Here is a 17,557-nt window from a genome sequence, read left to right as displayed (position 1 = left end):
TGCTGTGGATTGCGTCAATGGCAGCTATGCGCAGAAACGGATACTTCTCTTGGCATGCAGTTTCGGACTTCGCCAGTTGCTTCCGGTCCAATTACAGACATTGGTAGCGCTCCTCACAAAGGGAAGGGGTGCGTTGAACTGACTTTTGTCAAAACAGAAACATATCGGCAGATATGTCTCCCATGGTAAGATTGTCGAAAGTCACGGTTCCATATCCATCAAGGATTATTTGCGCATTTCCGTACTCATCTTGACCTATTGTGAGGTCCGACATGCCGGATAAATTATAATCGCTTAGGTCGATCAGATCTCCTTCGTCGATCACAAAGTCTGTGATACGATCATTTTCTATGACGCCAGAAAAAATGAAAACGTCTGCGCCCTCACCGCCACTGGCAACATCATTCCCCCCGCCCAAGTGAATTTCATCATCTCCCGCGCCACCGTGAACGATGTCCCGACCGTATCGCCCTTTTTGTGCATGGTCCAAAAACACATCGTTACCATCGCCAAGATAGACGATGTCCTTGCCAAAACCACCTACCACGACATCGTCTCCATCCCCGGCGAGAATTGTGTCCGCGTGTGCCCCGCCGTCAATTGTATCGTTTCCCTCTCCACCTAGAATGTAATCAGACCCATTCCCGCCATAGATGGTGTCATTTCCCGAGTCTCCCTGAATGGTGTCATTTCCAGTCCCACCTTCGATGTAATCGTTGCCGTTACCACCGTAAAAGGTATCATCCCCACCTCCGCCGAAAATGGTATCGTTGCCGTCTCCGGCATCGACGAAGTCATTTCCCCACACATTTGTTTGATTAATTTCGTCGTAAAATGTGTCGTCACCGTCGCCAAGATAGACCTCGTCCATACCGTAGCCTCCGGTGACAATGTCATCACCCTCCCCTGCAACGATAAAGTCACTACCTCCACCTGCATCAATGACGTCATTTCCCGCGCCCGCATCAATTATATCTGCGCCACTGCCGGTTTCTATTACATCATCTCCTGCATATCCGAAAATCCATGCACTCTCATCCCCGTCGATAATGATTGTGTCATCACCATCTGTAGCGAATTCTCCATTGCTCGTAACGGTAATCTGCAAGACTTCGTATGCCCCGAGAGTAATGCCATCAACTATCGGATCAACTCCAAGGATTTCACTACCATATTTCTCCATATCAGAACTTTTATAGAAACTATCATAAGCGCCTTTCGCAGCTCCAAATTTCACGACTTCAATATCATCCAGCCCAGATGAAAAACCTGGCACGGAGCTGAGAAATTCCGTCAGGTCAAGATCGATTTGATCTTCATCAGATTGATGGTTCATTACATAAATGACTGCCCTACCCTGCTCATCGACAAAAGCTCGTACAATATAATCTTGCTCAAGTTCTTCTGCGCCACTCATTCCCATGTCTAATTCGACAGCTTTCATTCCTGTCACATGGCTTTGCATTTGAATCATCAGTTCGCCCAACAAACGAACTCTGCCATCATTATTGTCCGTAAACGCAGCAGACTTTGTCGTATAATCTCCGCCTGAGAACGCCGTCCAAAGCGTGGCTGATTCAACCCCGCTGAGCGACATGGAATGGAATGTCAAAATGGCTTGAGTTAGGTGGTCTAACCCAGCTTCCTCTACAGCCCATGCCTCATTCAAATAGTTCAATTCGCCGAAGCCGTACTCAGAGCTAGCTTCCTCCATATACGAAATAAGAATTTCAAGGCGCTCTGCTACAGAATCATTATCGTACCAAGTTGTGCTGCTGGCGTTTGTACCGAGCAACTCATCCATGCTAGCTTCAAGGCTGGAATGTGGTGCATGAGTATCAACAGCTCCAATATACTCGATTGCGTTTGTGTCGAAGCTAGCCAGCATCCTGTCGATACCACCAGTCCAATTAGGCATCTCAAGAACAATATCCGGCTGATCATAGAACCCAGACAGGGAATTGTTGCTTGAAAAGCTCTCTAAGGCTTCACCGACAATGATCGCTACAGCACTCGCGGCAGCGCCATATTCCTCCGGAGACATGCTTGAGAGATCCATGCCAACACTTGTTCCGTCCGCTGAAGCAAGAAATTCATTACCTAGCTTTATGTTCTCAACAGTCACACCTACGCTGGCAGCGTAGCCCATGAGATCTTCTTCAATGAATGATGCCAGCGCGGCAGCATCTGAATCGGAGATTTGTACGGTTCTTTGTCCTGTGGAATCCAAGTCTGAAGACAAAAACCAACGTACGGGAACAGTGAACTGTAAGGTGATATTTTGACTAGCACAGTAGTCAATGACAGCATAAAGTCTGGCAACATCATCCGGATTCCGGAAATCGAACGATCCATCCCAAGCTTCTGTGCCACCAGGGAAACGAATTGAAGAAATTCCCAAGGTATCTACACCCTCATCAAAGACGGTTCCTTGTTCGAGACGATCTTCTGAATCTTGAAACACGTATTTGTTTACCAGTACACTTTGAAAATGCGCCTTCGTAATCTCAGCTGCAGAAGAAGCCTCAGTAACTTGGCCAGGGAGAGAAAAGCTCGTCATGGTACCTAGATCCTTAGTCGTTGAAGCATTGGGCGAATATTGCTTCGTGTCGGAATAGCTGCTTGGAGGGTACCTAGATGTGTTTAAGAAATACTTTCTACGATATGGCAAAAATGTAGCGAGCCATTAAAAGGCTGAATAATTTTGAACTGAGCTACTCCCCATCCGTTGGACAGTATCTGGCGTAAATTAAGCTACTCTCTGTCCCTGCTGATCAGGTTGGGTTGAGCTAGCCCCCCGAAATTCGGACAGTGACGCAAGCTACGATTTGCAGTCTGCTGATCTTCGACGAGAAGGAGAATGAGACCTTGTCCGCCATTGGTCCGAGGACAATGGTCGAATGATGTCGAAACGGAAACAACACGAGCCCGAGTTTAAGGCGATGGTGGCGCTTGAAGCCCTGAAGGATGAGGAGACTGCCGCCGAACTGGCAAGCCGGTTTGGGGTGCATCCGACGATGATCCATCAATGGAAACGTGCGCTGTTGGAGGGCTCTTCCGGTGTGTTTGAGCGTGGGGGCAAGAAAGCCTCCGAGATTGACGAAGAGCGTGTGAAGAAGCTTCACGCCAAGATCGTGCGGTGAATCTGTGAACGCCATCGGTTCGAGAGAACAGGCGAACGCTGTGGCCAACGGTACGGGGGCTTACGCGGCCCCACTGGGGCCAGGGCCCCACTTAACTTTGTCCAGAAAGCTCAAACCATGGATCGGCAAGTGAGGCGCAGCATGATTGAGCCGGCCAATTCGGCGTTGTCCATCGGTCAGCAGTGCAAGCTGCTGTCGATCGCGCGTTCGTCCTTCTACTCCACTCCCAAGGGAGAGACGGAGCAGAACCACGACTTGATGCGGCGGATTGATGAGTGTCCTGCGGACCTAGAAACGCCGTTCTTCGGTGTCCGCCAGATGACTTGGCATTTGCGCAACGACGGCCATTTGGTGAACGAGAAACGGATACGGCGGCTGATGCGCCTGATGGGGCTGATGCCGATCTACCAAAAGCCCAATACCAGTAGGCCGGCGAAAGGGCACAAGACCTATCACTCGCCATTGTGCTTGAACCAATGGCGCACAAGGCTCGTCTGCTGAGAGGTCTGCGGATGGAGCGTCCGAGCGAGGTCTGGAGCTCGGATATTACCTATCTGCCCATGCGCCGCGGGTTCCTCTACCTCGTGGCGATCATGAACTGGCACACCCGCAAAGTTCTGTACTGGCGGATCTCGAATACGTTGGAAGCCCAATTCCGCGTCGACGCTTTGAACGAAGCCATCCACAAATTTGGCGTGCCCGGGATCATGAATGCAGATCAGGGAAGCCAGTTTACGTCCTTCGCCTGGACGGATCGGTTGCGGCGGTCTGGCGTGCGTATCTCAATGGATGGGAGAGTCCGGTCCCTCGACAACATCTTCATTGAGAGGTTGTGGTGAACTCTGAAATACGAATGTGTCTACCTGCATGCTTGGGAAACCGGCTCGGAGGCAAAGGCGGGCATCCAAAAATGGATGACCTTCTCGCCCACACTCAGCCCTTGGCGGTCGGCCACCAGCCGTGACCTATTGGCCGAGAAATAACGAAACCCAACCCGATCAGCAGGTGCGACGAGTAGCTTAATTTACGCCAGATCCTGTCCAAACATTGGGAAGTAGCTCACTTGTTCAAAAAATAAATTCGTCATTCTGGAACATAAGAGCTATTTTCGCCTTTACGCTAGGTGCTTTTGGTTTTCTTTTGACTGGAAACACAGGATTGTCAAAATCAAATTCCATAAGCAAAAGAAACAATTCATTGCGGCTGCGTTGCCTCGCCTTTTTAGATATATCTTTCCGCATGCTTACTCCTAATCGTTTTTTTCTAGCTAGCAGAAAGGTACGAATAATTATTTAATTGGCGCCTAACATTGTGAAGGAATTAGATGAATAGCTATCAGTCTGCCGACCAATAGGAAGGAACCGACCGGCCCGCATATCAAGACGAGTATAAGAAAAACTTTTTGCCTGCTCATTGTTTGCTTTCCCTGATTGATCTATGCGTGAGCACAAATTGCTTAACAACGCGCTTCTCAAATTAAAGGGGAGCTTATTGCATACCGAGAATCTTCGACGCGAGCTGGTTAATAAAGGGTGACTTACCTGCAAATTCTAGCAACGGCGTCAGCCCTTTACGATCATACCTACCCCGTGCAGAGATTGACCGACCTCAAGCCATTTAGTCCGCCGGTGATCTCCAACATGTGGCCTTATACCTTGACCAAAACAGCAGAAGGCCATTGAGAAAGTTGTCTTTTACGACATGTGTAGCAGGCATTACGAACTTCAGACGCTGGCGCAGCAACTATTTACACTTTCTGTTGTTCCCGCGCCCTCACGTCTCTAAGTTCCTCTTCCACCTCGCGTAGCATTTCAGCCAAAGCCATTTTTGTGGCTTCAAATCCCGAAATGTCGGCGTCAGAAAAAGCTGTTAAAAGCTGGTTGCGGTAGGTTGCCAGCTCAATTCGCAGCGGTGAAGGAGATGGGGGCTGTTGAGCCTTCTCCGCCCCTTCTTGAAGGGGGTTGGTCAGTAAAAGTGTCTGAATATTCACGGTAAGCCTCCGTGTTTGGGATATGACTATTGCGCGCCGAGTCCCTTAACAAAAAGTTAAATGAAGAGTATGGGCAGTTTCGTGCGCGATTTCTCGCTCTTAGCTAGGCTAGATGCGGCGAAAAACCACCATTTTCACGCGCTTTCGCTGGCATTTGGTGGAGAGCTATTTGGGGAAACGAAGTTTAGCCCGTAGCTCGACATAGTGCTGCCGATGCAATGTTGCGGACATCCTTCCACACAACTTCAGGATGGGCCTTAATGAAACGGAGACGGTCTGCAAAATTACCCTGACTAACCGACCAATTTGCGGCAGCACTTTGCAATATCTTAAACATACATCCTCCATAGATAATTTCAGCGTAAGATTTCGTTCAAATTGGTTACCAGATGATTAACAAAACGCTCGAGAACCCGAATTGCATGTGGATTATCTTGTGGAAATCATTTGTGGAAAAGAACCCGATCTAGAGCCGTGGAGCAGCTCCTTTGATCGAAGGATGACTTTTCACTCAAGCGGTCTTCACCAACTTCCATACGGATTGCCAAAACAAGTCGCAATGCGGCTCGGCGCATATTGAGCGATTGGGTCTCGTCCCGACTAAGGACCAAAGCATCCGCATAGACGCTCTTCAAATTTGGATGCTCCGAGATCGTCATTCATTTCCCTCCCCAAAGTACCTGTTGTAAATGAACACAGCTAAACCAGTAACAATTACCAGCGTGAGATATGTCGCGATGCTCGCGAATGACTGAACAGCTATCAGTCTGCCGACCAATAGGGAGGAACCGACCAGCCCGCATATCAAGACGAGTATAAGAAAAACTTTTTGCCTGCCAATTGTCTTTCTTCTCCCGCTTCCTCTCAGCATGAACAGATGTTGGTTAACAAGTCGTTACTCAACCTGAAGAAGAAACATTTTCCATGCCGAAAAACTTCGACGCGAATGCAATCGAAGTTTTTTCAGTTTTCGAAATCGTAGAGCTTTAGGATTGGTAAGTTGATAGGTTTAGTGGGCACTGCTTGAGCCAAGTTCAGCTTAAGCGCAGGTTGGTTAATAAAAAGTAACTGAGCTGCAAATTTTAGAAACGACATCAGCCCTTTTGCGATTATTCATGCTCAGTACAGAAGATGACCGCTTCCCACCCAAACTGAAGGAACTTCGGTATCGGCCCTGAGCCGACCTTCTCTGCCCCAACCTCTACTCAACTCCCAACCCAAATCACCAAGCAGAACAAAATCACAACGAAACAGGAAAGTGGGCGTCGCCTGTGTGAGCAACATGCGCTCACACTTCGGGCTTTGGTGGAGAACCTCTTGTCCAAATTGGTACCCGTGGCCGGCCTCGAACCGGTAAGGCCGCAAAGCCGGGGGATTTTGAATTCATGCGATATTCATTTAAAACATAATGTTATTTGAAATGTCTCACAGAGACATAACAAGAACAAAATGTGAAGGTGTGAGCCTCGAAAATCGTCTACTCGACGCTCACTCGACACTCTTTCCGCCACACCTCGTTCTCTGTTTCGACCTGCTCCGCCACAGCGCGATCCGTGTTCACAATCGCCAACGCGGTCTCCGGCTGAAACAGCTTCTCACCCTGAACCACCTCGCAGAAATTCACTTCTGTATCCGGCACAGTGATTGCTTCTCGTGTATCCCAGCACCCGCTAAGGACGAGAAAGACGGTTGGAAAGGTCATCGTCCGCAGCATGGGATACCTCACTTTTGATGGACACGAGCGCCCGACAGTTGCCGAGGCGCGTGGCGTTGGAAGATGCAAGAGCGGTCTGCGTGGCCAAATCCGTGCGCAGACCCCGCAAATCTTGCCTGAGAGACGCATTGCCCAGTTGCAGCCACCAAGCCCACCCGCCGAGGGATAGAACGACCACAGCAAGCGCGAGAACAAGCGGCGTGACGATCTTTGCCCACAACCGGGACATCACACCAAACCCGACAGGCAAAGCGCCCGGTTTGACGGCGGCATGCCGGGCAAGCCTCGCCAGCGGCGGTTTTCAAGGCCGCGCACGATGAAGCCTTTGACGAACACCCAGCGCGGCAATTCCTCGCAGGCCTCCTTGACCTTCCCGGCGTTCAAAAGACGTACCAGTGTTGAGCCACAGGCCGCCCCTGCCCCGACATTGAACGTCCAGTCGCGCACCGCCATGACGGTATTCTCAGGCAGGCTTTGGTGGCTGATGCAGCGGCTCAGAGGTCGATCCACTTTCCATTCCATATCCTGCCAGAACCACGCCTCGATCTGGGCGTCGGAATAGCACGCGCCCAGTTCAAGCGATGGGTCCATGTGTCCGACACCAACCGTCGGGTAACCACCGCTGTCGAGATAAACGCAATTCTCGTAGCCCTCCCATGCGGAGGTATAGGCCCACTGCCCGCTTGCCAGTGCTGCGGTCAAAACACCGCCGACAATCAGGCCACGCTTTCCGACCGCACCGCTTTCATCCTTATGAAACCCCGACGCCCGCCCGCGCCAAAATTGCCGCCACTTGATCAAAAAGGTGACCACGGCAATCAGCGCACCGATGGTCGGCACCACAATCAGGTTCAAAAAGCTGGCATATTGGTCCGGTGACGGGACGAGAAAAGGCCAGGCCATCGAGCCGCCCGAAACGGTCAAAGCGGCCTTCGTCGAGGCGATGTGTTCAAGTTTGCTCATTGTGTCCTCAAGTCATAAAAAAGCCGCCCGAAGGCGGCTCGTATTGCTGTTTTGTGGGTGAGATCAGGTGGGCGCCGTGGGCCAGACCACGGCACTCAGGTCTTCGGATTCCGTAATGTCACGCAACGCTTGGCGGTACGTCGCCCAGACGGATTTCTCGGCTGCGGAAAGCGGGCTGTCCGGCATCTGTGTCCAGTCGGAAGCGACCAGAAGAGACGTGCGTGTGGCGCGAATTCCGATCAAAAGATCATCGCGCGCCGGTGCCACAAAAACCCATTCGCCATCCTGCCAGTGATAATCCGCGCCGGGCTTGATTTGAACCCGAACCGTCCCCTCTGGATAGGTCGCTCGGACCTCTTCGCTCGGCTCAGATGTCGCCTGCCAGTACCCGCGCTCGGGATGATAAAATCCGATGTGTGCCATTTTACACGGTCCTCTTAACTTTCCATCCCAACACGGCCCCCGCGTTGCTTGAGCGAAAATACCCAAGCGGCGGGACAGAGAATGAAATTGTCTTGCCGTTATTGCCGCTGATATTGGCGAGCGACACCCAAGTCACACCATCGTGTGAAGCTTGGATGTCGGTGCTGCCAGACCCGGCATTCGTGTTGATCTGCACCGCAAACTCAATCTCTCTAGGCTCAGTGTTTTGATACGCAATTCCGCTGGAATATTCACTCGACACATCATCCCAGCGTTGCCCCAATCCCGGCACTTCATCTGCCCGCGCAAAACGAACAGGGGTTTGCCATACCCCACCAACCTTGGCCTTCAGGTAAAGGTCAGACGTGAGCGCATTGATCAGCAAAAGCGTCAGGTTGTCATAGTTGTTACGAACCGCGATAGCATGATGTCGCCCCTCAGAAGGGAGGTTTCCAGCCGTGCCATCGACGACAAAGAACCCCGTTTCTGTGAGCGCATGCAGGTTGGCACCCTCATGAGGGGACACTCTGGCAACGTTCTTAAGATCACCCCGCAACGCTTGAAGAGACGCCAACGTGTCTTCCTCACCATTCAAAGCCGTGGCGATTTCGACAGCCAGCGCCTGCAATTCAGGTGCAAAGTTTGCCACCAGCCAGGACATGAGAGCCGCGGCCCGACCATCGAACGACGCGGAATCATCCGAGCTCGGCAATTGCCCATCGTATGGCGTGATTTCGGTAAAGCTCATGACAGCCCCTTGATTGAGAAGGAATAGAGATATTCGTCCGGGCCATCTTCGGCCCAGTCGATTGTGCCCAGAATTCCGAATTGAATGGTGGATGGGATATTGAAGGCCCCGACGGTGACAACCAGTGACCCGGCCAAATCCCCCATGCGTGGCTCGATAGACTCGAACGCAAGGCGATCCGCCTCGACGATATAGGTCATCTCTCGCCGCGTCGGACGCTTGGTCCAGATCGTGCGCCCGAAGTCATTGACTTCATAGCGAGACGCCGTCACCGCCCGCCCTGCGGTTCTGGGCTGCGCTTCTCCGACATAAAACGACCGCCCCAAGAAGACCTCACCAAGGCGCAATGCCCCGCCTTGGAGCTCGACCACGGCCCGCCGCGCTGAGACCGGAATATTGTAAAAGAACGCCTTGTCTCGGCGCGGCGTTGGCTGGACGGTAAACCACTCCATCCATCCCGACACGATGCGCCCACCGAGCGACAGGTTGCGCTCTCCGACCTTCTGGCCCGCTGCGTTGTAAAACGTCACGGAGACCGAGACACCCCGGACGCCAAACAGGCCCAGCACGTCGAAACTTTCCGCGACCGTGACATCGATCTCGATCTTCTCAGAGCCGACCGTCGGATTGTCGAGCACGCCGTCGAAGGCGCGGAAGGCGTTGGTATATTGCACCTCCAACCATTCCGCCGACACCTTGCTCTGATCGACCGTCGCCGGATCAATGCCGGTATTGTCCGCGACCATGCTCTCAAAGATGCGATGATCGCGGACAACCCACGCCCCAAGCTCCCAAACCGTGACCCCATCCCATGCCGGCGCATCGTCTTCGGGCAAGGAAACCGAGATTGCATCCAGCGACATCTCGACCGGCTCACATACCAGCATCAAAAGCTCCTTTCTTGCGGATAACCCTCTTCGTCCCAGTTTTTGAAAATCCCCAGCATGGCTTGCAGAAGCTGCACCGCAGCCCCCTCATCCCCGCCAAGCGACGTTCGCCCGTATTGGGTTGTGCCCGACGATTGCGCGACCTCAGTCACCACCGAGTACCCGCGCGCCGCCGCGACCTGCGCCAGACGCGCCTCATATTCGTTGGCATACCAGCCGCCCGAGGCGTCAAAGCTCTCATCAAGTCCGGCGTGCACCGCCGCGAAGGCATCCGCAATACCCAAGAGCGCGGCATAGGTTTCGCGCCCGCTTTCGGTCATGAGGTCCTGAGACAGGATCAGCTCACGAAAGCCCTTGAGCGTGCCGGGGATCGCCATATTCAAATCGTCGAAAACAGCGGCCACTTGATCAGAGACCATTTGGAAGCGTTCAGCCCCGCTAAAATAGGTCGCCACGAAAGAACTGACGCCAGACGACAACGCAGATGTGCCACCGACAAGATCGGCCACTTGAGACGCCGCCTTAGCCATCTCGGCGAATGTCCCGAGAAACGCCTGACCACTGGGCTCAAGAATGTTTTTCACCTGTGCAAAGGTCGAGGCCAGCTCAAGACCGACGCCCCCGATAGCTTCCGAAATCGCATCGCCGTAATCGGAGAAGGCTTCGGAGAGCTTTTCGGAAATCTCGTCCTCGCTCAGGCCTTTGGTTTCGATCTTGCCGAAGTCATAGTTGAACCCTTCGACAAAACCGTCCTCAACGGCTTCACCTGCTGCTTTGTAGGTCGCCGCGACAGCCTTTTGGACCGCCTCGATTTGCTCCATGATCGCGTCGGAGGTTTCATCGTCGAAGGCTTTGAGCTTGGTGGACGTCTTGCTTTTCAGCCCCCACCAGCTCTTTTTCTTCCAGGTCTCATAGGTGCCACCAAAGAGCGCCCCATCCTCGAACGAAAAGTCAAAGCCTGCCCCGGTCATTTTCTTGGAACTGAAACCCTTGAAAATACCGATGACAGCACTGACCGCACCGACAATCGGCATGGCCGCAGAGATCGCACCGCCGATGCCGCTGAACACAGACCCGACAGAGGCCCAAGAAATGCCAGAAATGGCAGAGGTGATCCCACCCCAAGCCGTCGACAAGCTGTTGCCGATGGACGCGAGACCACCGCCAGAGAACGCATCGGACAAAATCGAAGTGAAGGATTGCGTTGCCCCGGACATATAGTTCGAGAAGACGCCTTTGATCCCGCCCACCAGATCACCTTGAGCCAGAGATGATGCAAACCCCTGCGCAATCGCTTGCCCGGTTGAGGCCGCAATCTGAATAAGGCGTTCACCCAGCGACATCACCGCTCGCTCTGCAAGAGGTGCGGCGCCATCCACACCGACCACAAGCCCCTCGACAATATTGACGCCGTAGCCTTCAAACACCTTGGACGGGGAATGAATGCCAAGTTTGTCCTTGAACCACCCGGCGACATTATCGCCGAAATCGGTGACTGCCGCTTTGGCGTCCGCCACTTTGTCCTTAAACCCCTGCACGAACCCATCAACGACATTGCCCGCCCATTCGCGCATCTTGTCGCCAAGCTTGGCCATCTCTTTCGCGATGATCTCGCCAAGAGCCGAAAGGACCTCGAAAAGCTTCTCTCCGAGGCCTGTCATGATCGACACATAGGCTTTGACGGCATTGTTCAGGACTTGGCCGCCCGCATCCCATGCCGCCGCCCAATCCCCGGAAATCAGCGCAGAAACGGTTTCCACAACCAGTGAAAACTGCTCCATGAAAAATTCAACCACAGGCGTCAGGGCCTCGAACGCAAGGCGCGCGCCATCTGCGACCTGCTGCAACACCGGGAAGCGTTCGGACAGCTCGTCCCATTTGACCACGAGATAGGTGCCCGCGCCCACAAGCGCGCCGATGCCGACGACCGCCAAACCAATCGGAGAGAGCAGCGCGCCGATCCCGACGACCACCGCCCCGACCGCAATCGCAACCGGTCCCATCGCGGCCGCGAGAGCCGCGCCCAGAACCGCCGCCTTTTGCGTCTCGGGGGACAGGGCTTGGAATTTCACCGCGAGGCGTTCGACATGCGTCGCCACATCCGCCACGATAGGCAGGATGATCGAGCCGACCTTTTCCATCGCATCGCCAATCGCCATGATTGCCGCCTGAATTTTGCCCCTTGGAAGATTTCGCAGAGTTTCCGCCTGCCCCGCATATTGCTTGTTCAGCTCATCCAGAATGAGGCTCTGTGCCCCGGCGACATCCCCCGCCTCGGCCATGGCCTTGATCTGGTTCTTTTGCTGTTCCGTGAACGACACACCGACACGTGTCAGCGCCGTGACCCCCTTCACCGGATCATTCAGCGCCTTGCCCAACATCACAGTCGAAGATTGCAAATCCTGCTTCAGGCGCGCCGACAAATCGAGAGCGGATTGTTGCGCCCGCGCGAAGACCTCACCCGAGACATTGCCAAAGGTCAAAAGGTTGGCCGTAACTTTATCCAAAATCTCCTCATCGCCGTAGAGAGATTTATTTTGCAGTTCGGACGCCATGGCTTGCAGGCGCTCGGAAGTGTACCCCGCAACATTGCCCATCGAGGACAGAGCCGTTTCCATGGATGCGACGGCGCTTTCCTGCACCTCCGCCGCATTCATGGATTTTTTCGCGAAAGCCACAAGCGGCAGGGTTGCCCCAACCGACAACTTGGTCCCCACACTGCGCATCCGCGAGGCAATCGCCCCCATGCGCTTCTGGATACGCTCGACCGAAGAAATGGCCTGATCCGCGCCCTTCGTGAATTCCGCGCTATTCATGCCGAGGTCAACGCGAAGCGCCCCGATCAGACCTTTAAACATGCCCTGCCCCTTGTGCTTTCTTCACGCTTTGCAGCGTCCTGAAATAGGCGTCGATTTGCGCCTCGCTGGAGAAACGCGAACGGGCGCGACCCTCGATGAAGTCACGCCCGCGCGGGAGTTGTTTCGGATTGTTAACGGCGACCCCGACCAGAGAGGCAAGCGCGTGAATGTCCGCGCGCCGCATTCTGGCCTTACGCTCTACCCCCTTCACATAGGCGGAGAGCACCAAAGCGATCTCGGCGGGGGTCAGGAGCCAGAACAACGCCCACGGCTGCCCTGCCTCGACCCAGAGTGTCAGGAGGCGCTGGCGAGCGTCTCTTGCACTTTCTCCACGTTTTTCGGAGCCGCCTTGGCCTTTTCCGCCGTGTCCTCGATCTCGACGCCAAAGGCCAGCGCCAGCGCCTCGGAGAGCGCCACCATGACGCCTTCGTGCCCGGCCTCGTCGATGATCTCGCCTGCGCGCTTCATCGACACGCCCTTGCCCGCCTCATCGCCCCCTTTGAGCGCCGCCCAGAGCATGGCCCGCATGGTGCGGATCGACAGCTTCACGGGTTTGGCGTTCCCAGCCGCATCCTTATTCGACGCGTTGCCGAAAAACTCGGTGACAGAGCTGAAATCACAGCTCATCTCATCCTCATATTCGGCCTGCGCATTCGTCGTGAAGGCAAGCGCCAGGGTTTCGCCTCCGACCTTGAGCCGGGCGATTTTCTTTGTGTCAGTCATGGAATTGAACCTCTTGTGTCAGCTCACGCCGCAGGCGTGAATTCAGGCAGGCCGGAGACCGCGCCTTTGATTGTGAATTCGAGATCTTCATCGACCTCGCTCGGCGCGGGCGGCGTCACCAGCGGGAAGGACTCGAAGGCCCATTTCTTGCCGCTCTTGAATTCGATCTCGTAGAAGGTCGACGCGCCCGACAGGGTGCGGGCCTGATCGTCCATCGCCTCGTCGATGTCGCCCTCGTCGTCATAGACCGTGATCTCGAACTCGCCGGGATCGGCCCAGCCCGGACGCTTGCGCACCACGCGATCCGGAGAGTCGAGGGATTTGCGATCCTTCATGTCAATCGACAGCTCCGGGATTTTCACCCCCTTCACGCCACGAATTTCCGTGAACGTGAGACCATCCGGGGAGCGTCGCACGACGCCCCCGAAAAATTCCTTATCACCAGCCATTTCGGCCCCCTTTTCAGTTGAAACTTTACTTGGCCGCGCGCGCAGCCTTGCGACGGGCGCGCGCGACAGATTTCTCGACCTCTTCGGCCATCTCGTTCTGGATCAGATCGAACATTGGTTTCGCCGTCTCATCGAAAGCAGGCCGCGCATGAGGCTGCGCAGGGTGGCGCGAATTGCCGAATTCTTGTTGTTGCCCCGCCGGATCATTCGTGCCCGCATACATGAACACATCGTCCCGCCCCTCTTTGCGCGCCGCTGCCGCCTGTCGCTTGCTCAAACGCGTTGTGACCCCATAAGAGCCCGACAAGTTAGGCGAGCCGCGACCTTTGGGCGCCAGGGCATTCGCGCGATCTGCGAACATCTGCCCTGCCCGCTTGAGAAGTTTTCGGGCGATGGATTTGCGTGTGGAAAGCTTCAGCTCGCGCAAAGCCTCTTCCACGTCTTTCCCGCCGTGAAATTCCATCTTCATGTTGCGTCCCTCCAACGAAACGAAAAATCCCCGGAACGGCCAGCGAGCAGCGTCCCATCTTCTAGCCGGTCAGACAGGCTGCGCAGGCCTTCGAGACGGATCATCGAAAACTCGACACCGAAGAGTGTCCCTGCGAACCCGGACAACCGCGCCTCGACCGCCGCCCAGACATCATTCGCAGAGGCGCCGCCCTCGGCCCAGACATCGACCTGAACCCGTGATCCACGCCAACGGCGCGGGCCGTCGAGACTGTAGTCGCGCCGCCCGCCCACCAGTTGCAGGTTCACATAGGGCCGCGCGGTTTGGTCCGGCGGCTGCACCCGCCAATTGACCCGCCCGCCGACAAGCGCGGTGATCTCGGGCGACAGAAGATGCGCAAGAAACGCTTCCATCATGACGACACCTCACGCACCGCAATCAGGTTGAGATACCGACGCCGGGCCTCTGGACGTTCGCCCTGTGACACATAGCGATAGGATACACCGTCAAGCGCGATCCGGTCCGTCGTGCGCAAATCGCGCAGCGCCGCAACGTCCCCCACGACAAGCTCAACCGCTTCGACCGAGCCAGACAGGCCCAACGCATCGAACCTTTCCCGCGACACGTTCAAAGCGGCGCACCAGCCTCCGGCGATCTTTTGAGGCTCCGTCACCGGCTCATTCATCGCATCGCGTCCGGTTTCGACCTCACGATGCACTGCAAATTTCCGATCAAACCGCATCACGCCGCCCTCCAAATGCAGGGCCGCTTGTAGCGGGCCTGTTTGATCAAGGCCTTGGCTCCAAAACTCATCTTGGCTTCGGAGAAGTCTTCCACCGCAATGCCCGCTTCGAACCAGCTTTTCGCGATCAGGATCACGGCCTGTTTCAGGGCCTTCTCGCGCGCGCCTCCATCAATACCAACCGTGGCTTCAACCGCGATTGCGGTTTGTCCTGCGCTAAGAAAACCCGTCGACATGACGAATTGCGGCTCATCATGTCCAAATTCGACGCGCGCCGCGCTCACATCGAGATCGGCCCACGCCCCGCCGATCAGACCTTGCACCTTCGAAAGGGCGGAGACCGGCGCAACTGGGAACCACCAGCGCAGACACCCCGCCTGTATCGGAACCTCGAAGCGCACAGATCGCGCCCCGATCGGTCGCCCGCTGGCCGTCTCGACAACCTCTTGCGCCGCCATGAGATAGGCGGCGAGAGACAGATCGTCGTCTTGATCCCCGCCCGAGAAATGTGTCGCGCGCTTGAAGTCTGCCACCGACACAGCACTCGGCACCTCGCCGCCAATCACCTGCATGACATCGCCCTTTTACTTGGTTGCCCCTTGCTTCGGCGGCGTTCCGGTCGCTTTCGCCGCCTCGGTCTTCTCCGCAACCGTCGCCGCAACGGTTTGAGTGCCCGCTTTGGCATCCTGCGCCCCATCGGAGACCTGCGCCTTCAACACGTCCAGCTCGGCGCGAGCGACGTCCAATTGCGCCTGTACCGTGTCACGCTCGCGTTTCGCGGTTTCAGCCGCCTGCACGGCCTTAGCTTCCGCGTTGCGTGCCGCCGCAATTTCGCCCGACGCAACACCCAAGCGCTCCTTGAGATCGGCCATCTCATTCAAAGGCGTGGAAGACTTGCCCGCGACTTCGCGCGCCGCCGCCACTTCGGCGCCCGTGAGACGCCGGACAAATCCGCCCTTTTCCAGAGCCTTCACCTTTTCATCGGAGAACGCCGCGCGATCCCCCGTGACGAAAGAGCCCTTCACTTTCGTAAACTCGACAGCAATCTTTGCCATATCCCTATCCTTTTCTGTGAGAGTGACGCGCGGCTTAGATCGCCGCGCGACGGTCAGGCTCAGACCAGCGTCCAGCCCTGAGCATTGAAGCCCGCAAAGGCCTCTTCATGATCCGGCGCGAAGTCGTTTGCCGTGACCGCAAGGAGCAAGGTCTTGCCCTGTTGGAAGGCCGACTGAAACTCACCATTGCTGTCGCGGTAAGCTGCCTCGCGCGATTGCGCGATCTGGATGCGATCCTCTTCGCCGATCATCAGCTCGGCCCAGTCCCCGAAGGTAATCTCGGTTTCATCGCCACCCACGCCCAGGTCTTTCGGGACCTGCGAGGTGGTGTAAATCGGGTAGCCCTTCAACATGCCCTTTTCGTCGATCTCGGGGTAATAGGGCTTGCCGTAATTATCCTTGAGCGACGCCAAGAAGTTCTTGGCACTGGCGCGCATCACCCAGCCCGGCTTGAGCATCATCACATCGGCATCTTCCACCTTGTCCACCAAGGAACGCAGAGCAATGTCGATCAGAGCCACCGAGGAGGCATCGACCGTGGCCAACCAGTTCCCCGCCGGAATCCAATGCCGAACACCCTTCGGCAAAAGCCCCGTGCCATCATAGCGCAGACCGGCGATGTCGCGTTTGAGCGCCATGGCCGACAGCATGTCGTCGAGCACCATCATGGCGACGGCCACGTCCGACCGCTCAAGAAGGCGGTTCGACACCGGCACTAAGGCTTTGAGGTCCTTGAGCGTTTCAGAGACCGGCTCATAGGTCGGGTTGCTCTCGGCGGCCTCACCGATCTCATCGGCATAGGCGGCGCTGGCGCGGCCCGTTTGTTTGGCGTTGCGCATCTCGCCTGCGGAAACCGGGACCGGACGCGCCCCGCATTTGTCGAGCACGGTTTTGGCACGCAGCATCGGGATCACCTTGGACACCTGCGCGCGCGGGATCAGCACCCCGCCGGAGCTTTCATCCGCACCGATCAACGTGGCCGCGACCGCGCCATAGCCCGTCTTTTCGAGCCGCGTCACGGCCTTGTCCTTGTCGCCGCCAGACGCGGCCAAGGCATGCACCATCAGCGCCGCTTCCGCGCCCTTGTGTTCGGGGTTGATGGCCTGTGCCGGGACCGATCCGGCAGCACCGCCCTCATCCCCGGCGCCAGCGGCGGCGGCTTGCGCAGCTTCGGTTGCCTCGGCCCGCGCGACCGCCTTTTGCGCCTTTGCAAACGCGGCTTCGGCGGCATCGAAATCAGCCTGAGCTTTGGCAAGCGCCTCTTCATCCGGCGCTTCGGCCTCTTCAAGCGCGGCGATCTGGTCCGCGTGTTCTTGCATTTTGTCCGCAGCCGCTTTGCGGTCACGGCGCAGATCGTCGATGTTTTTCGCCATCGAAAGTCCCCTTTGTGAGTGAAGTCACGCCGCCGCAGCGG

The 17,557-nt window shown here is 55.8% G+C and carries 17 protein-coding genes and 1 pseudogene; 1 reads left to right on the top strand and 17 read right to left on the bottom strand.

Features of this window, described 5'->3' with window-relative positions; translation table 11 throughout:
• Positions 1-148: 148 nt before the first annotated feature.
• Entirely contained in the window at positions 149-2,560 is a 2,412-nt protein-coding gene (locus tag LC094_RS06015) for a calcium-binding protein (RefSeq protein WP_226550862.1), read from the bottom strand.
• Positions 2,561-2,900: 340 nt separating this feature from the next.
• Here LC094_RS06015 and LC094_RS06010 point away from each other — a divergent pair.
• Positions 2,901-4,166: pseudogene (locus LC094_RS06010) on the top strand (IS3 family transposase).
• Positions 4,167-4,890: 724 nt separating this feature from the next.
• On the opposite strand, the gene LC094_RS06005 reads toward LC094_RS06010, so the two are convergent.
• The 16 genes from LC094_RS06005 to LC094_RS05930 form a co-directional block, all read right to left on the bottom strand.
• Entirely contained in the window at positions 4,891-5,133 is a 243-nt protein-coding gene (locus LC094_RS06005) for a hypothetical protein (protein ID WP_226550861.1), read from the bottom strand.
• Positions 5,134-6,610: 1,477 nt separating this feature from the next.
• On the bottom strand, positions 6,611-6,772 hold the full coding sequence (locus tag LC094_RS06000) for a hypothetical protein (RefSeq protein ID WP_226550860.1): 162 nt from the start codon (positions 6,770-6,772) through the stop codon (positions 6,611-6,613).
• A gap of 303 nt (positions 6,773-7,075) precedes the next feature.
• Positions 7,076-7,810, bottom strand: a complete 735-nt coding sequence (locus LC094_RS05995; protein WP_226550859.1) for a lysozyme — start codon at positions 7,808-7,810, stop codon at positions 7,076-7,078.
• 63 nt (positions 7,811-7,873) lie between these two features.
• Complete coding sequence (locus LC094_RS05990; protein ID WP_226550858.1) at positions 7,874-8,233, bottom strand: tail fiber assembly protein; 360 nt, start codon at positions 8,231-8,233, stop codon at positions 7,874-7,876.
• Between the two features lies 1 nt (position 8,234).
• Entirely contained in the window at positions 8,235-8,981 is a 747-nt protein-coding gene (locus LC094_RS05985; protein WP_226550857.1) for a hypothetical protein, read from the bottom strand.
• Entirely contained in the window at positions 8,978-9,868 is an 891-nt protein-coding gene (locus LC094_RS05980) for a hypothetical protein (RefSeq protein ID WP_226550856.1), read from the bottom strand. Before LC094_RS05980 ends, LC094_RS05985 begins: the two co-directional genes overlap by 4 nt.
• Positions 9,868-12,726 (bottom strand): phage tail length tape measure family protein, encoded by a 2,859-nt coding sequence (locus LC094_RS05975; RefSeq protein ID WP_226550855.1) that lies wholly within the window; start codon positions 12,724-12,726, stop codon positions 9,868-9,870. The genes LC094_RS05980 and LC094_RS05975 overlap by 1 nt, the downstream gene beginning before the upstream one ends.
• Complete coding sequence (locus LC094_RS05970; protein ID WP_226550854.1) at positions 12,719-12,988, bottom strand: hypothetical protein; 270 nt, start codon at positions 12,986-12,988, stop codon at positions 12,719-12,721. Before LC094_RS05970 ends, LC094_RS05975 begins: the two co-directional genes overlap by 8 nt.
• Before the next feature lie 32 nt (positions 12,989-13,020).
• A complete protein-coding gene (locus LC094_RS05965) occupies positions 13,021-13,449 on the bottom strand; it encodes a hypothetical protein (RefSeq protein WP_226550853.1) in 429 nt (142 codons plus the stop codon).
• Between the two features lie 23 nt (positions 13,450-13,472).
• Positions 13,473-13,898, bottom strand: coding sequence for a phage tail protein (locus tag LC094_RS05960; RefSeq protein WP_226550851.1), 426 nt, complete (start codon positions 13,896-13,898; stop codon positions 13,473-13,475).
• Between the two features lie 25 nt (positions 13,899-13,923).
• Positions 13,924-14,367, bottom strand: a complete 444-nt coding sequence (locus tag LC094_RS05955; protein WP_226550849.1) for an HK97-gp10 family putative phage morphogenesis protein — start codon at positions 14,365-14,367, stop codon at positions 13,924-13,926.
• Positions 14,364-14,762, bottom strand: a complete 399-nt coding sequence (locus LC094_RS05950) for a DUF3168 domain-containing protein (RefSeq protein ID WP_226550848.1) — start codon at positions 14,760-14,762, stop codon at positions 14,364-14,366. Before LC094_RS05950 ends, LC094_RS05955 begins: the two co-directional genes overlap by 4 nt.
• Positions 14,759-15,088, bottom strand: coding sequence for a hypothetical protein (locus tag LC094_RS05945; protein WP_226550846.1), 330 nt, complete (start codon positions 15,086-15,088; stop codon positions 14,759-14,761). The genes LC094_RS05950 and LC094_RS05945 overlap by 4 nt, the downstream gene beginning before the upstream one ends.
• Positions 15,088-15,660, bottom strand: a complete 573-nt coding sequence (locus tag LC094_RS05940; protein WP_226550845.1) for a head-tail connector protein — start codon at positions 15,658-15,660, stop codon at positions 15,088-15,090. Before LC094_RS05940 ends, LC094_RS05945 begins: the two co-directional genes overlap by 1 nt.
• Before the next feature lie 12 nt (positions 15,661-15,672).
• Positions 15,673-16,143, bottom strand: coding sequence for a hypothetical protein (locus LC094_RS05935; RefSeq protein ID WP_226550844.1), 471 nt, complete (start codon positions 16,141-16,143; stop codon positions 15,673-15,675).
• A gap of 59 nt (positions 16,144-16,202) precedes the next feature.
• Positions 16,203-17,516, bottom strand: coding sequence for a phage major capsid protein (locus LC094_RS05930; protein WP_226550843.1), 1,314 nt, complete (start codon positions 17,514-17,516; stop codon positions 16,203-16,205).
• Positions 17,517-17,557: the final 41 nt, after the last annotated feature.

It is taken from the genome of Celeribacter naphthalenivorans (genome assembly GCF_020524585.1).
Classification (GTDB): Bacteria; Pseudomonadota; Alphaproteobacteria; order Rhodobacterales; family Rhodobacteraceae; genus Celeribacter; species Celeribacter naphthalenivorans.
Note: the sequence above shows the minus strand (reverse complement) of the source record. Positions and strands in the feature narration are given on the sequence as shown.

Excerpts from the sequence above, each read along its gene's own strand:
- LC094_RS06015 (WP_226550862.1), bottom strand. The coding sequence starts at position 2,560 with ATGACGAGCTTTTCTCTCCCTGGCCAAGTTACTGAGGCTTCTTCTGCA.
- LC094_RS05995 (WP_226550859.1), bottom strand. The coding sequence starts at position 7,810 with ATGAGCAAACTTGAACACATCGCCTCGACGAAGGCCGCTTTGACCGTT.
- LC094_RS05990 (WP_226550858.1), bottom strand. The coding sequence starts at position 8,233 with ATGGCACACATCGGATTTTATCATCCCGAGCGCGGGTACTGGCAGGCG.
- LC094_RS05985 (WP_226550857.1), bottom strand. The coding sequence starts at position 8,981 with ATGAGCTTTACCGAAATCACGCCATACGATGGGCAATTGCCGAGCTCG.
- LC094_RS05980 (WP_226550856.1), bottom strand. The coding sequence starts at position 9,868 with ATGCTGGTATGTGAGCCGGTCGAGATGTCGCTGGATGCAATCTCGGTT.
- LC094_RS05975 (WP_226550855.1), bottom strand. The coding sequence starts at position 12,726 with ATGTTTAAAGGTCTGATCGGGGCGCTTCGCGTTGACCTCGGCATGAAT.
- LC094_RS05965 (WP_226550853.1), bottom strand. The coding sequence starts at position 13,449 with ATGACTGACACAAAGAAAATCGCCCGGCTCAAGGTCGGAGGCGAAACC.
- LC094_RS05960 (WP_226550851.1), bottom strand. The coding sequence starts at position 13,898 with ATGGCTGGTGATAAGGAATTTTTCGGGGGCGTCGTGCGACGCTCCCCG.
- LC094_RS05955 (WP_226550849.1), bottom strand. The coding sequence starts at position 14,367 with ATGAAGATGGAATTTCACGGCGGGAAAGACGTGGAAGAGGCTTTGCGC.
- LC094_RS05950 (WP_226550848.1), bottom strand. The coding sequence starts at position 14,762 with ATGATGGAAGCGTTTCTTGCGCATCTTCTGTCGCCCGAGATCACCGCG.
- LC094_RS05945 (WP_226550846.1), bottom strand. The coding sequence starts at position 15,088 with ATGCGGTTTGATCGGAAATTTGCAGTGCATCGTGAGGTCGAAACCGGA.
- LC094_RS05940 (WP_226550845.1), bottom strand. The coding sequence starts at position 15,660 with ATGCAGGTGATTGGCGGCGAGGTGCCGAGTGCTGTGTCGGTGGCAGAC.
- LC094_RS05935 (WP_226550844.1), bottom strand. The coding sequence starts at position 16,143 with ATGGCAAAGATTGCTGTCGAGTTTACGAAAGTGAAGGGCTCTTTCGTC.
- LC094_RS05930 (WP_226550843.1), bottom strand. The coding sequence starts at position 17,516 with ATGGCGAAAAACATCGACGATCTGCGCCGTGACCGCAAAGCGGCTGCG.